This is a genomic window from Citrobacter sp. 506, assembly GCF_050434985.1.
GTDB lineage: Bacteria > Pseudomonadota > Gammaproteobacteria > Enterobacterales > Enterobacteriaceae > Citrobacter > Citrobacter braakii.
The window spans coordinates 1,673,511-1,688,157 of record NZ_JBNDJN010000001.1 but is presented as its reverse complement, the minus strand read 5'-3'; the positions used below and the strand labels follow the sequence as shown (position 1 = coordinate 1,688,157).

At 55.7% G+C, this 14,647-nt stretch carries 10 protein-coding genes; 5 read left to right on the top strand and 5 right to left on the bottom strand.

Annotated features, from left to right (window positions below; all coding sequences use genetic code 11):
* Nucleotides 1-26: 26 nt before the first annotated feature.
* Nucleotides 27-2,321 (bottom strand): TonB-dependent siderophore receptor, encoded by a 2,295-nt coding sequence (locus ABIE10_RS08345; protein ID WP_200046384.1) that lies wholly within the window; start codon nt 2,319-2,321, stop codon nt 27-29.
* A gap of 253 nt (nt 2,322-2,574) precedes the next feature.
* Here ABIE10_RS08345 and fes point away from each other — a divergent pair, with 253 nt between their 5' ends.
* From fes to wzz(fepE), 4 genes are all read left to right on the top strand, one after another.
* A complete protein-coding gene (fes, locus tag ABIE10_RS08340; RefSeq protein WP_279265177.1) occupies nt 2,575-3,792 on the top strand; it encodes an enterochelin esterase in 1,218 nt (405 codons plus the stop codon).
* Nucleotides 3,793-3,822: 30 nt separating this feature from the next.
* Complete coding sequence (locus tag ABIE10_RS08335) at nt 3,823-4,041, top strand: MbtH family protein (RefSeq protein WP_016152190.1); 219 nt, start codon at nt 3,823-3,825, stop codon at nt 4,039-4,041.
* On the top strand, nt 4,038-7,928 hold the full coding sequence (entF, locus tag ABIE10_RS08330; RefSeq protein WP_429155269.1) for an enterobactin non-ribosomal peptide synthetase EntF: 3,891 nt from the start codon (nt 4,038-4,040) through the stop codon (nt 7,926-7,928). Before ABIE10_RS08335 ends, entF begins: the two co-directional genes overlap by 4 nt.
* Nucleotides 7,929-8,156: 228 nt before the next feature.
* Entirely contained in the window at nt 8,157-9,290 is a 1,134-nt protein-coding gene (gene wzz(fepE), locus ABIE10_RS08325; RefSeq protein WP_235116624.1) for an LPS O-antigen length regulator Wzz(fepE), read from the top strand.
* 46 nt (nt 9,291-9,336) lie between these two features.
* Here the strand turns inward: wzz(fepE) and fepC are convergent, their stop codons facing one another.
* The 3 genes from fepC to fepD are packed head-to-tail and all read right to left on the bottom strand — an operon-like array spanning nt 9,337 to nt 12,127.
* On the bottom strand, nt 9,337-10,134 hold the full coding sequence (fepC, locus tag ABIE10_RS08320; RefSeq protein ID WP_046275116.1) for an iron-enterobactin ABC transporter ATP-binding protein: 798 nt from the start codon (nt 10,132-10,134) through the stop codon (nt 9,337-9,339).
* Nucleotides 10,131-11,123: an iron-enterobactin ABC transporter permease gene (gene fepG / locus ABIE10_RS08315; RefSeq protein ID WP_016152193.1), complete on the bottom strand. Its 993-nt coding sequence runs from the start codon at nt 11,121-11,123 to the stop codon at nt 10,131-10,133. The genes fepC and fepG overlap by 4 nt, the downstream gene beginning before the upstream one ends.
* The gene (gene fepD, locus ABIE10_RS08310; protein WP_235116623.1) at nt 11,120-12,127 is read right to left on the bottom strand and encodes a Fe(3+)-siderophore ABC transporter permease; all 1,008 of its coding nucleotides are present in this window, start codon (nt 12,125-12,127) and stop codon (nt 11,120-11,122) included. Before fepD ends, fepG begins: the two co-directional genes overlap by 4 nt.
* A gap of 109 nt (nt 12,128-12,236) precedes the next feature.
* Between fepD and entS the strand changes: the two genes are divergently transcribed.
* Nucleotides 12,237-13,475 carry an enterobactin transporter EntS gene (gene entS, locus ABIE10_RS08305; RefSeq protein ID WP_016152195.1) on the top strand — a complete coding sequence of 413 codons (1,239 nt, stop codon included), beginning with the start codon at nt 12,237-12,239 and terminating at the stop codon, nt 13,473-13,475.
* A 58-nt stretch (nt 13,476-13,533) separates the two neighbouring features.
* Here the strand turns inward: entS and fepB are convergent, their stop codons facing one another.
* The gene (gene fepB / locus ABIE10_RS08300; protein WP_016155944.1) at nt 13,534-14,490 is read right to left on the bottom strand and encodes a Fe2+-enterobactin ABC transporter substrate-binding protein; all 957 of its coding nucleotides are present in this window, start codon (nt 14,488-14,490) and stop codon (nt 13,534-13,536) included.
* Nucleotides 14,491-14,647: the final 157 nt, after the last annotated feature.

Genomic DNA, 14,647 nt, shown 5'->3' with positions numbered 1-14,647 from the left:
CGTAACGAGGAGAGGGAAAAACGTTATCAGAAGTGTGTGTTAACGCTCATGAACCACGTCCGGCCCGGTTCGTTATAGGTGTGCGCGCCTGCGCCCGCCATATAATAGCCAGTTTTGTTGTCGCTGGTGGTTTGGGCATTACCTTCACGCCACAGACGTTTGTCGAAGACGTTATCCACGCCGCCGGTCAGGCTGACGTTTTTCGTCACATCCCAGGTCGCACTCAGGCCGACAATGCTGTACGGACTCACTTCCTGGGCTGAACTGCCGGTCACCGGTTTACCCTGGTAATCGTATTTTTTCGGCTGCTGTTTGCCGTACCAGGTGAAGGTGGATTGCAATGACAGATCTTCACGTGCCTGCCAGCTCAGGGTCGAGTTCAGCGTGTATTCAGGAATAATCGACAGGCGTTCGCCGGTCTCTTTATTCTTACTTTGCAGCATGTAGGTAATGTTGTTGGTCCAGGTAACGGTCTCGCTAACCGGCACGTTCAACGTCCCTTCCAGACCTTCCACCACCGCTTTAGGCACGTTTTCCCACTGATAGATATCGGTGTAGGTTGTTGTTGTTTTACCTGTGGTCGGGTTTTGCTGGGTAATCGATGTTCTGCTTAACGGTACGGTTCCTGCTTCAATCTTGTTGCGATAATCGTTGCGGAACCAGGTTACCCCGGCCAGCCAGCCATCACGTTTGAACTCCAGACCAATCTCTTTGTTGATACTGGTTTCGGCCTTCAGATCATCGTTGCCCATCATGTAGCAACCAATACCGGTCGCTGAGCCAGTGGCGTAGCAACCCTGACCTTTACTGTACAGAATGTAGTTCGGGTTGAGCTGATACAGGCTTGGCGCTTTATAGGCGCGCGCAATCCCCATCTTCAGGGTGAAATCATCGCCCAGACCTTGGGACAGGTTCAGGGACGGACTCCAGTTATCGCCCACAATGCTGTGATGATCGAAACGCAAACCTGGCGTCAGCATGGTGCTGTCGGTCAGTTCCATGTTGTTTTCAGCAAACAGAGAGAAAATCTCTGCGTCTGAGTACGGGCTGCGGTTGGTGCTGCTGGACCCAGGAATATTACCGCCCATAAAGGTCTGAGTATTAGAACTCATGTCCTTCATGCGCTGCTGGTTCCATTCGGTACCGAGCGTCAGATTTTGGTTAACCAACAGGTCGAATGGAATGCTAATTTCGCTGTGCAGGGTGACATCCGCCAGGTCAGTGTCGGTAAAATGATTACTGTTAAATAGCCCTTCAAGACCTCCTGCCAGACCTTCACCCAAACGGGAGTTGCGGGTATGTTCGTATTGCGCCCAGTTGCTGGTGGTAATGCCATTGTCCCAGCCGCCGTTCCACGTCAGCGCATAGTTCTGACGGTACATACGGTTGGTTTCTTTACCGTAGTATTTTTTTACCAGTCCGTTGGTTTTGTTATCGTTGTTGGTGTTCTGGGTGTCGCCAGCGTATAGATTGCCCTGGCGGCTGTAGCCGGCTTCAAACTCCAGCGATTGCATTGGCGCAAAATCCCACCGCAGTTGGCCGTTGATATCTTTGTTTTTTACCCCTTCACGACCCGCTGGCATGGTATCTGCGTAGTCGCCCGTACGTGCAGACTGGTGACCATCGTTAATGTCCCACGCGTCGGCCTGGGTTTTGTCGAGGTTACCGTTCAGGCGGAAGCTGAAATCCCCGCCCAGCGGGCCATTCAAACTAAAGTTGGTGCGTTTGGTTGAACCTTCGTCTTTATGTTCCGGGGCGTTGAAATAGGTATTCCAGGAGCCATGCCACTCATCGCCGCCTTTCTTGGTGATGATATTCACCACGCCGCCAGCCGCACCGTTGCCATAGCGTGCCGCGGCAGGACCACGCAGCACTTCAATACGTTCGATCATTTCCGGAGCAACCCATGCGGTATCGCCGCGGGTATCACGCTCGCCGCGCCAGCCCTGACGCACAGAGTTACGGCTGGTTACCGGTTTGCCGTCGATCAGAATCAGGGTGTTTTCCGGCCCCATGCCGCGAATATCGATCTGGCGGTTGTTGCCGCGTTGACCGCTGGTTGAGTTACCGGTCAGGTTGACGCCTGGCATGGTACGGATGATTTCCGACACATCGCGAGCGGGAGGATTCTTACGAATTTCATCAGCGGTAATGGTTGAAACGCCCGGTGCCTGCAGGTTCTGCTGGGCGGCGGTAACCACTATGGTGTCTTCATGAGAGACAGCGGCGCTATCGGTTTGATCTTCTGCCATCGCTGGCAGGGCTACCCCGTAAATCCCTAAATTGACCAATAAGGCCAGTGAATGAATCTTGTTGTTCATTGTATGTCCTGCTGTTCTTTTAGCCACGAGTACCAATGTGCCGTGGTGCGGCATTTGGTCTGATGTCGCCCGCATCCGCGTAAACCCTCCCTTCCAGAAAAAGTACGCAGCGCCAGGCCGGTTTATAAGTGGTGAAAAACTGTGCGCGCTTCCCACAGCGCGACAATACGCTATTGCAAATGCAAATAGTTATCAATAATATTATCAATATATTTCACGCTAGATCATAAAATTTGACAATAAACATGGGGTTATGGCGGTGACGACGTTAAAGATGGGAAGCGAGGCGTGGTGGCAGTCAAAAAAAGGCCCGGAGTGGGAGCGTGAAGACAACGGAAATTATCGGGTAACCTTCTGGTGGCGCGACCCGCAGGGAACGGAAAAAGAGTCAGCCATTCATCGCGTATGGGTCTATATCACCGGCGTCACCGACCACCATCAAAATGCCACCCCGCAGTCGATGCAACGCATTGATGGGACAAATGTTTGGTGCTGGAGTGTTTCCCTTAGCGCCAACTGGCGCGGCAGTTACTGTTTTATCCCAACAGAACGAAATGATATTTTTGCCGCGCAGACGCCGGGCGAAGCGCCTGACCGAACCGTGCTGCGTGAAGGCTGGCGGCAATTGTTGCCGCAGGCTATTGCCGATCCCCTCAATCCGCAGAGCTGGCAGGGCGGTCGTGGCCATGCGGTGTCTGCGCTGGAAATGCCTGATGCACCCGTACAACCGGGATGGGATCGACCTGAAAACCCCGACTCGCCCGCAGTTTGCCTGCAATGGCGTAGCGCCAGGCTCGGCAATACGCGCCGCGTGTGGGTGTTTACCACTGGTGAAGCCCAGCCGGAAGCGCGTCCGCTGGCTATCCTGCTGGACGGACAGTTTTGGGCACAGAGTATGCCGGTCTGGCCTGCGCTGACTTCACTCACCCATCGCGGACACCTCCCGCCCGCTGTTTATCTCCTGATTGATACCATCGACACGGCTCACCGCAGCCGCGAATTGCCGTGTAATGCGGATTTTTGGTTGGCGGTACAGCAGGAGTTATTGCCGCTGGTGAAGACCACGACCGCGTTCAGTGACGACCCGCAGCGTACCGTCGTCGCCGGGCAAAGTTTTGGCGGGCTGTCATCGCTGTATGCCGGGCTGAACTGGCCCGCGCGCTTTGGCTGTGTGCTCAGCCAGTCGGGCTCTTATTGGTGGCCGCATCGCGGTGGTCATCAGGATGGGGCGATCGTTGAGCAACTGAAGAGCGGAAAGATAAGCGCCCAGGGGCTGCGTATTATCCTGGAAGCCGGGATCCGCGAGCCCATTATTTATCGCGCCAATCAGGCGCTATATGCCCAGTTACCCTCTGCACCACAGTCTATTTTCTGGCGTCAGGTTGATGGTGGACACGATGCGCTTTGCTGGCGCGGCGGACTCATGCAAGGGCTGATCACGCTCTGGCAACCGCTTACCGACACGATTTAACCGGACGATGTTCCACGACAGGAGTTGAGTATGGAATTCAGTAACCCCTTCGATAATCCGCAGGGCCAGTTTTACATTCTGCAAAATCCCCAACGTCAGTTTAGCCTTTGGCCGCAGCAATGCTCACTTCCTGCTGGCTGGACGGTCGCGTGCGAACCCCAATCACAGGAAGCCTGCCAGCAATGGCTGGATGCAAACTGGACCACGCTGACGCCAGCGAACTACGTCGATGTGCAGGAGGCTCCATGACTCAACGTTTACCGTTAGTTGCGGCTCAGCCGGGGATCTGGATGGCGGAAAAACTCTCCACATTGCCCTCAGCGTGGAGCGTGGCGCACTACGTAGAATTAACCGGCGAACTGGACGCACCGTTGCTGGCGAAAGCGGTAGTGGCGGGTCTGCAGCAGGCCGATACTCTAAGGATGCGGTTTAGCGAAGATAACGGCGAGGTCTGGCAATGGGTAGACTCTGCGCTTGCCTTTGCGCCACCAGAAATTATCGATCTGCGCGAAAAATCCGATCTGCATGCGACAGCGCGCGCCTTGATGCAGGCAGACCTGCAGCAGGACATCCGTGCTGATGGCACTAAGCCGCTGGTTTTTCACCTGCTCATTCAGGTGGGAGAAAAGCGTTGGTATTGGTATCAGCGTTACCATCATCTGCTGGTTGATGGCTTCAGTTTCCCGGCCATTACCCGCCAGATAGCCGCAATTTACCGCGCATGGCTGCATGGCGAGCCCACGCCGGAATCACCTTTTACGCCATTTTCTGAGGTGGTGGAAGAGTATCAACAGTATCGGCAAAGCGATGCCTGGCAACGCGACGGCGCCTTCTGGACCGAGCAGCGAAAGCAACTCCCACCTCCGGCTTCGCTGTCTAACAAACCCCTGCCAGGGCGGTCGGCCAGCGCGGATATTATTCGTCTGAAGTTAACCGCGCCTGAAGGGGAGTTTCGCCGGCTTGCGGCACGTATGCCAGACGTTCAGCGTGCGGATCTGGCCCTTGCGCTGGTGGCGCTGTGGCTCGGCCGTTTATGCAGCCGAATGGAATATGCCGCCGGGTTTATCTTTATGCGGCGTATGGGGTCGGCGGCGCTCACGTCCACCGGACCGGTTTTAAACGTCCTGCCATTTGGCGTGCAGTTGAATGCGGCAGAAAGCTTGCCTGCACTTGCCCAACGACTGGCCGCACAGTTGAAGAAAATGCGCCGACATCAGCGATATGATGCTGAGCAAATTGTTCGCGACAGCGGGCGCGCAGCCGGTGCCGAACCGCTGTTTGGCCCGGTACTGAACGTGAAAATATTCGACTATCAACTGAATATTCCTGGCGTTCAGGCGCAAACCCATACGTTGGCGACAGGTCCGGTGAACGATCTGGAGCTGGCGCTGTTCCCGGATGAAAACGGCGGGCTGAGTATTGAAATCCTGGCCAATAAACAGCGCTACGATGCCGCGACGCTGGCGCAACATGCATCACGTTTAACCGCGCTTATCGCGCAGTTTGCCGACAATCCGTCGCTATGCTGCGGCGATGCCGGGATGCTGTTGCCGACAGAACATGAGCGGCTGGCGAAGATTAACGACACGACCGTGGCGATCCCGTCCACCACGCTGAGCGCGCTGGTGGCACAGCAGGCCGATAAAACGCCGGATGCCCCGGCGCTGGCTGATGCCCGCTATCAGTTTAGCTATCGTGAAATGCGCCAACAGGTTGTGGCGCTGGCGCGCCGCCTGCGCGAGCGTGGCGTACAGCCTGGTGACAGCGTTGCCGTGGCATTACCGCGTTCCGTGTTCCTCACGCTGGCGCTGCACGGTATTGTTGAGGCGGGAGCCGCCTGGCTGCCATTGGATACCGGATACCCGGACGATCGCCTGCGGATGATGCTCGAAGACGCGAAGCCAAAATTGTTGATCGCGACCGAAGAGCAACTGGCGCGCTTTAGCGATATTCCGGAGCTGGAAAGTCTGTGCTACAACGCGCCGCTGCCAGAAGAGGATGCTGCACCGCTGGCGCTATCTCAACCTAATCATACGGCCTATATTATTTTTACTTCCGGTTCTACCGGCAGACCAAAAGGGGTGATGGTCGGGCAAACAGCCATCGTTAACCGTTTGCTGTGGATGCAAAATCACTATCCACTGACCGCCGATGATGTGGTGGCGCAAAAAACGCCGTGCAGTTTTGACGTCTCGGTATGGGAGTTTTTCTGGCCGTTTATTGCCGGGGCAAAACTGGTCATGGCAGAACCTGAAGCGCACCGCGATCCGCTGGCGATGCAGCAGTTCTTTGCGCAATCAGGGGTGACGACCACGCACTTTGTTCCCTCTATGCTGGCCGCTTTTGTTGCTTCACTGACGCCGGAAACCGCGCGGGAGAGCTGTGCCTCGCTGAAACGGGTATTCTGCAGCGGCGAAGCCTTACCTGCAGATTTATGCCGCGAATGGGAACAGTTGACTCATGCGCCACTGCACAATTTATACGGGCCAACGGAAGCGGCGGTCGATGTGAGCTGGTATCCGGCCTGGGGGGACGATCTCGCTGCCGTAACGGGCAATAGCGTGCCGATTGGCTATCCGGTATGGAATACCGGTTTACGGATCCTGGACGCCATGATGCGCCCGGTGCCCTTTGGCGTGGCAGGTGATCTCTATCTGACGGGGATCCAACTGGCGCAAGGATACCTGGGGCGAGCGGATCTAACCGCGAGCCGCTTTATCGCCGATCCATTTAACCCTGGTGAACGCATGTACCGTACCGGGGATGTGGCGCGCTGGCTGGAGAATGGCGCAGTGGAATACCTCGGGCGCAGCGATGACCAGCTTAAAATTCGCGGACAGCGCATTGAGCTCGGTGAGATTGATCGGGTGATGCAGCAACTGCCAGATGTCGAACATGCCGTAGCCCACGCCTGCGTATTCAACCAGGCGGCGGCGACAGGCGGCGATGCACGACAGTTGGTGGGGTATCTGGTGTCGCAATCGGGGTTACCGCTGGATACGTCTGCATTGCGGGAAACTCTGCGTGAAAAACTGCCTGCGCATATGGTGCCGACGGTATTGTTGCAACTGGCGGAGCTGCCGCTGAGTGCAAACGGTAAACTGGATCGTAAAGCGCTGCCGATGCCGCAGTTGACGTCGCGTACGTCAGGACGTGCGCCGCGAGCAGGGACTGAAACCGCCATCGCGCAGTCTTTTGCGGCTTTGCTGGATTGCGAGGTTAATGACGTAGAGGCTGACTTCTTTGCGCTTGGCGGACATTCGCTGCTGGCGATGAAGCTGGCAGCGCAGTTGAGCCAGATTTTTGAGCGTCAGGTAACGCCTGGGCAAATAATGGTGGCTTCTACTGTTGAACAACTGAGTGCACTGCTGGAGAGCAATGATGATGAACAGTCGCAGCGTCTGGGATTCGAGACGCTGCTGCCGCTGCGTGAAAGTCATGGCCCAACGCTGTTTTGCTTCCATCCGGCGTCGGGTTTCGCCTGGCAGTTTAGCGTGCTGTCGCGTTACCTCAGTCCGCAGTGGTCGATTATTGGCATTCAGTCGCCGCGACCGGATGGCCCTATGCAGACGGCGGAAAACCTTGATGCGGTATGCGAACATCACCTGGCAACGCTGCTCAGCCAGCAGCCTCATGGTCCCTATTATTTATTAGGCTACTCGCTGGGGGGGACGTTGGCGCAGGGAATCGCCGCACGCTTACATGCCAGAGGAGAGACAGTTGCATTCCTGGGGCTGCTGGATACCTGGCCGCCGGAAACGCAAAACTGGCAGGAAAAGGAGGCTAATGGGTTGGATCCCGCGGTACTGGCCGAGATCGAGCGTGAACGTGAAGCGTTTCTGGCAGCGCAGCAGGGGAATGCGTCAGAGGCCTTATTTAATGCTATCGAAGGCAACTACGCCGATGCGGTTCGCCTGCTCACCACGGCACACAGCGTGCCATTTGCTGGTCACGCCACGCTGTTCGTCGCTGAGCGCACCTTAGTGCCGGGTGTCAGTCCTGAACGCAGTTGGTCACCGTGGATATCCAGTCTGGATGTATATCGTCAGGATTGCGCGCATGTCGATATTATCTCTCCCAGCTCGTTTGAGGCGATAGGGCCAATAATAAACACCCTGATCAATAAATCGGTGTAACAAAGCGAATCTTACTATCGCGACGATCAAATAACCCCATGATGTAATAATTATGTTATGGGGTTGATCTTTTTTGGTGTGATGAGGGCGATTAAAAGGGTGAATAAATTCCGAATATAATTTTTGGTAGGGCTTCGTGCACAAAGAGTGTTTCGGATAATTCTTACTAACTGGTAGACTTCTCTTTCGGAAATGTTCTTCTTTGGGTACGGATCTCAGGTCACACACATGTCATCATTAAATATTAAGCAAGATAACGTTTCGGATTTTACTGCGTATCCTCAGCCAGCGGTAAATGCTAACGAAATCGATTTAGTTAATCTAATCGAAATCTTATGGCGCGCCAGGACGAAAATTATGGCGACCGTTTTCGCCTTTGCCTGTGTGGGTATTCTGTTCTCTTTTCTACTACCGCAAAAATGGACCAGTCAGGCCATCGTGACGCCGGCCGAGCCCGTCCAGTGGCAGAACCTCGAAAATACGTTGACCAAATTGCGCGTGCTGGATATGGATATTAACGTTAGCCGTGGTGATGTATTTAACCTGTTTATCAAAAAATTTCAGTCGCCCTCATTGTTGGAAGAGTATCTGCGTTCTTCTCCTTACGTGATGGGACAACTGAAAGGCGCGGATATCGATGAAATGGACCTGCATCGGGCAATTGTCAGGCTCAGTGAAAAAATGAACGCCGTTGACAGCAATGTGGGAAAAAAGAATGAGACTTCGCTGTATACCGCATGGACGCTAAGCTTTACCGCGCCCCAGGCTGAAGAAGCCCAGTCTGTGCTGAAGGGCTATATCCAGTATATTTCTGATGCTGTGGTGAAAGAAACGCTGGAAGATATTCGTAATAAACTGTCCATCAAAACCAGCTTTGAGAAAGAAAGACTGGAGATGGATCGCGTCAGGCTTAAGAATCAACTGGACGCCAAAATCCAGCGACTGAATTATTCACTGGAAATTGCGAATGCCGCTGGGATTAAAAAACCGGTCTACAGTAATGGCCAGGCGGTGAAAGATGACCCTGATTTCTCTATTTCACTGGGCGCTGATGGCATTGCACGTAAATTAGAAATAGAAAAGTCGGTAACGGATGTTGCTGAAATTAACGGTGAATTACGTAACCGCCAATATCACGTTGAACAGCTGTTAGCTATGAATGTGAATGATGTAAAATTTACGCCATTTAAATATCAACTTTCACCTTCGCTACCAGTGCATAAAGATGGTCCGGCAAAATCGATGATCGTTATTTTGGCTGCTTTGCTGGGTGGCATGGTGGCGTGCGGTGGTGTTCTGCTGAATTACGCCATGGTGGCGCGTAAGCAAAAAATGACGTTTATTGACCAACAACTGGTGTGATGACTTTTCGTCTGGCGGCGAACAGTCCGCCAGACGGTAAATCTTGCTATTTATTGCGCCCAAGCGGCACCACTAACGGCGTTCCGGCAACTGGATCGTCGATAATCATACAGCGCAGACCATAGATTTTTTCAATAAGCTGCGCGGTGACGATCTCCTTCGGCGCACCCTCGGCAACAATTTTTCCGTCACGCAGCGCAATCAGATGCGTTGCATAGCGACACGCCTGATTAAGATCGTGCAGAACGGCGGCCAGCGTATACCCTTTCTCCCGGTTTAGCTCACTCAGCAGCTCCAGCAGATCGATCTGATGGCTGATATCCAGCCAGGTGGTAGGTTCGTCGAGCAGCATAATCGACGTTTCCTGCGCCAGCACCATCGCAATCCATGCGCGCTGGCGTTGTCCACCGGAAAGGGTATCCACACTTTGTGACGCAAGATGAGTGATTCCCGTCGCCTGCATTGCGTTTGAGACCGCGATTTCATCCTCATTTCGCCAGCGGGTAAACAATGGCTGGTGCGGGTAGCGCCCACGGGCAACTAGCTCCTGTACCGTAATATCACCCGGCGTGGTGGCGTTCTGCGCCAACAAACCTATTCTGCGAGCAACCTCTTTGCTGGCATAGTGCTGGATATGCTCGCCGTCGAGCCAGACCTTACCGTGCGCGGGCGTCATCAGACGACTAAGCGTGCGCAGTAGCGTTGATTTTCCGCAGCCGTTTGGCCCGATAATCGCGGTGAAGTGACCGTCTGGAATCGACACATTGAGGTTTTCCGCTACGGTAAATTTGCCATAACCCAGCGTTAACTGGTCGCCACGCAAACGGGCTACTGATTCGATCATTTTTTGCGGGACTCCTGAATTAACAAGACGATAAGATAAATACCGCCGAGGCTTACGGTGACAACGCCCACCGGAAGCTGATAAGGCATAAACAGCTGTTGGGCGCATAAATCCGCCATCAACAGCAGCAACGCGCCACACAGCGCCGACAGGGTTAATCCCCAGCGCGATGTGCCGCTAATCCGCCGCGCGATATGTGGGGCGACAAGGGCAATAAACGAGATAGGGCCAGCCAGCGCGGTGGCGGCAGCGGTCAGTACAACCGCAACCAGCATCATCATCAGACGTGAGCGCTCTACGCTGACGCCAAGCGCACAGGCGCTGTCATCACCCATTTCCAGTAAACGCATCCGGCGCACCAGCAGCGTGGCGCACACCAGCATAAGGATAATCAGTGGGGCAGAAGGCCAGGTTTTGGCCCAGGTCAGGCCATTGAGCGATCCGGCGTTCCACAGTCCGGCGGTCAGCGCGGTTTCTAATGATGCCTTCAGCAGTAGCCAGGTGTTGAACGCAACCAGCATGGCGCGTATGCCGATCCCAATAATAATCAGCCGAAAGGTGTCGATACCATTGCGCCAGGCGAGCGCCCAGACCACCAGAGACGTCAGGACCCCGCCAACCATGGCCGCAAGCGCGATAGCGGTGAGATGCTGTCCGAACAGCACCATTGCCACCAGCACACCGCTCCAGGCACCGGTATTGAAACCCATCACATCCGGGCTGCCCAGCGGGTTGCGCATCAGCGACTGGAATATTGCACCGCTCACGCCGAGCGCCGCGCCAATCAATAGCGCCATCAGCACGCGTGGCAAACGCCATTCGGTCACCACCAGCGTAATACTGCGCGGCGCATCGCCAAGCAGAGCGGCAATAATTTGCTGGGTTTCCAGCGTCACGACGCCGCTACGCAGGCTCCACAAGCCAACGGCGAGACAACCTACAACCAGCAGCAGGCTGCTGACGATCAGGCGGCGGGAGAGGTGCATCATGCGCCACCCCCGCGCGGTTTCCGGCGTACCAGAAAGATAAGCACCGGCGCGCCGATAAATGCGCTGACCACTGAAACGCGCAGTTCGCCGGGGACAATCAGGCGACCGATGATATCGGCAATTAACAACAGAGAGGGGGTTGCCAGCAGGGTAACGGGCAGCGACCAACGGTGATCTGCCCCCACCAGCCAGCGCGCCATATGCGGCATCATCAGGCCGATAAAGGCGATAGGGCCGACAATCGCGGTCGCACTGCCGCACAGTACGGTAATCACCAGCAGGCCAATAAACTGCGTGCGAGCGACTTTGCTGCCAAGCGCGGTGGCGGTGTCGCTCCCGAGGCTCAGGCTGTTCAGGGCGCGGCTAAGGAACAACGCGACAGCCGCGGCAATCAGTATCGGCACCAGGACGACCTTCAGCGTTTGCAGGCTGCGGATATCCAATGAACCGGCCTGCCAGAAACGCAACTGATCGTAGACATCCGGGTTGAGCAGGGCGATTCCGGTGGATAATCCTTCCAGTACCGCGCCCAGCGCAACGCCCGCCAGCGTCAGACGCACCGGGCTTAACTGCCCGCCGCCCTGGCTGCCGGTAAATGCCACTATAAGCGACGCGGCCAGCGCCCCGGAAAAGGCCATCAGCAGTTGTTCTTGCGCAGAGGAAAAGCCGAACAGCGCGGCTCCCAGCACAATAGCGAAGCTGGCACCGGAGTTAACGCCCAGAATGCCGGGATCGGCGAGAGGGTTACGCGTGAGCGTTTGCATTAATGCACCAGCCAGACCCAGCGCCCCACCGGCGAGAAGCCCCGCCAGCGTGCGCGGCAGTCGCGCGTCCAGCACGATGGTGCAATCAGCGCTTTGACAACTGCTGGTAAGTGCATCCAGCACCACGGAGGCAGGTAGCGACTTGGCGCCAATAACCAGACTTAATATCGTGGTGAGAACAAGTAATAACAATAGTCCGGGAACGGCGAAGGCACGTGTCGCGGAAACAGAGCATGACATATCAACTTCCCTGATAATGATAGTAATTATCGTTATCGATCTTATTTGGATATGTTAGCATGTGCAGCCATCGAATGGATATTGAAAAAGTACCTGGTAAGGCTCTGTAATGAATCGACAATCCTGGCTGCTCAATCTCAGCCTGTTAAAGACCCACCCTGCATTTCGCGCCGTCTTCCTCGCCCGTTTTATTTCCATTGTCTCTCTGGGGCTACTCGGCGTGGCGGTTCCGGTACAGATCCAGATGATGACCCAGTCGACCTGGCAGGTAGGTTTGTCAGTGACGTTGACCGGCAGCGCAATGTTTATTGGTCTGATGGTGGGCGGGGTGCTGGCCGACCGCTATGAGCGTAAAAAAGTGATCCTGTTGGCTCGTGGAACCTGCGGAATCGGCTTTATTGGTCTGTGTCTGAATGCGCTGCTGCCCGAACCGTCGTTACTGGCGATTTATTTGCTTGGCTTATGGGACGGTTTCTTTGCCTCGCTGGGCGTGACCGCGTTGCTGGCGGCAACACCGGCGCTGGTTGGCCGGGAGAATTTGATGCAGGCCGGGGCGATTACCATGTTGACGGTACGTCTGGGTTCGGTTATTTCGCCGATGCTTGGCGGGGTATTGCTCGCGACCGGTGGCGTGGCGTGGAACTACGGTCTGGCGGCGGCGGGCACTTTCATTACCTTGCTGCCGTTGCTGAGCCTTCCTGCGCTGCCACCTCCGCCGCAGCCGCGCGAGCATCCGCTAAAATCGCTGCTGGCAGCATTTCGCTTTCTGCTTGCCAGCCCGCTGATTGGCGGCATTGCGCTGCTTGGCGGTCTGTTGACTATGGCGAGCGCCGTGCGCGTGTTGTACCCCGCGTTGGCGATTAACTGGCAAATGTCGAGTGCGCAAATAGGTCTGCTGTATGCGGCCATTCCTCTTGGCGCGGCGGTGGGCGCGTTGACCAGCGGGCAACTGGCGCACAGCGTGCGTCCGGGACTGATCATGCTGGTATCGACCGTGGCTTCGTTCCTGGCTATCGGTCTGTTTGGGTTGATGCCGGTCTGGGAGCTTGGCGTTGTCTGCCTGGCGCTGTTCGGTTGGCTGAGTGCGGTCAGCTCTTTGTTGCAGTACACCCTGTTACAGACGCAGACGCCAGAAGCGATGCTCGGGCGAATTAACGGTTTGTGGACTGCGCAGAACGTAACAGGAGATGCGATCGGCGCGGCGCTGTTAGGGGGGTTGGGGGCGATGATGACACCGGTTGCTTCGGCAAGCGTAAGTGGGTTTGGGCTGGTGATTGTCGGTCTGCTACTGCTGCTGTTGCTGGGAGAAGTGCGCCGATTCCGACAAATGCCTGTGAATGCCGGATAGCGTTGTCCTCTACGGTTTGTAGGCCGGATAAGGCGTTAGCCGTATCCGGCGCTGGCGATTAAAAGAGAGCTGACAGACGTTGCAGCAGCAAGGTCGCGCTGTAGTAGTCGAGACGGAAGGTTTCCGTACCCAGGGCGTAAACACGTTTATTCTGCACGGCCGGCAGATGTGCCAGCAGCGGATTAGCATAAATGGCGTCGGCATCTTTGTTGTCGCCAGCGAACAGGAACAGCGCTTCGCCGTTCAGGCCAGCCGCCAGGTTCTCACCGCCAAGCTGGATGATATCGTGGCGTTTGCCCTGACTCTGGCTGGTGTGCAATCCGGCAGGCAGCGGTGCCAGGGTGAAACCTAACTGCTCCATCAGCTTGCCCTGCGCCGACTCAGGCGTCCACAGGTTGGCGCTGTGCGCTGCAGCGGTGTACACCAGCGCGCTGACCGGTTGCGGCGGCAGGGTAATACGCTGCTTGACCGCCTGCAGTTGCTTATCAAACTCGGCAATACGCGCAGCCGCCTGTTGCTCCTGACCGGTAATTTCACCTAACTGCGTCAGCAGCGCCTGCCAGCTTTTGTCGTCGTAATTAATGATTAGCGTTGGCGCAATGGTGGACAACTGATCGTATAGCGCGAGGGCTGAATCTCCCCCGGTGGCGCTGATCAGAATCAGATCCGGCATTTGCGCCGCCACGGCCTCAGCGCTCGGTTCGCCGATATACAGGCGGCTCAGTTTGCGCGCTTTTGCCACTTCGCTCCACTGGCGTAAAAAGCCCTGTGCATCGCCGATGCGATTGTTCGGCGTAGTAGCGCCGCTGGCGATGACCGGGGCATCAATTGCCAGCAGCGAGCCGGTGAGGGTGACGCTGGTGGAGACAATTCGCTGCGGCTTATGTTCCAGCGTATGCGTACCACGACTGTCGGTAACCTGACGCGGCCAGTCGGCGGCATAACCTGAAGAAATTCCTGAAATAGACAAACCTGCCAGTAAGAGCACGGTGCGGCAAAAAGAGGGGAGACTCACGAATCAGCATCCTGTTATCAGTATAAGTAATGCTTCTCATTTTCATTGTTAGTGGACAAGGATGCAAGCCAAAGTCGCACATTGTGCTGCCACAAGAGTTGACATACCGCCGCTTTGCTTTTAGGTTAGCGACCGAAAATATAAATGATAATCATTA

Excerpts from the sequence above, each read along its gene's own strand:
- ABIE10_RS08345 (WP_200046384.1), bottom strand. The coding sequence starts at position 2,321 with ATGAACAACAAGATTCATTCACTGGCCTTATTGGTCAATTTAGGGATT.
- fepD (WP_235116623.1), bottom strand. The coding sequence starts at position 12,127 with ATGTCATGCTCTGTTTCCGCGACACGTGCCTTCGCCGTTCCCGGACTA.
- fepC (WP_046275116.1), bottom strand. The coding sequence starts at position 10,134 with ATGATCGAATCAGTAGCCCGTTTGCGTGGCGACCAGTTAACGCTGGGT.
- entS (WP_016152195.1), top strand. The coding sequence starts at position 12,237 with ATGAATCGACAATCCTGGCTGCTCAATCTCAGCCTGTTAAAGACCCAC.
- fes (WP_279265177.1), top strand. The coding sequence starts at position 2,575 with ATGGCGGTGACGACGTTAAAGATGGGAAGCGAGGCGTGGTGGCAGTCA.
- ABIE10_RS08335 (WP_016152190.1), top strand. The coding sequence starts at position 3,823 with ATGGAATTCAGTAACCCCTTCGATAATCCGCAGGGCCAGTTTTACATT.
- fepG (WP_016152193.1), bottom strand. The coding sequence starts at position 11,123 with ATGATGCACCTCTCCCGCCGCCTGATCGTCAGCAGCCTGCTGCTGGTT.
- entF (WP_429155269.1), top strand. The coding sequence starts at position 4,038 with ATGACTCAACGTTTACCGTTAGTTGCGGCTCAGCCGGGGATCTGGATG.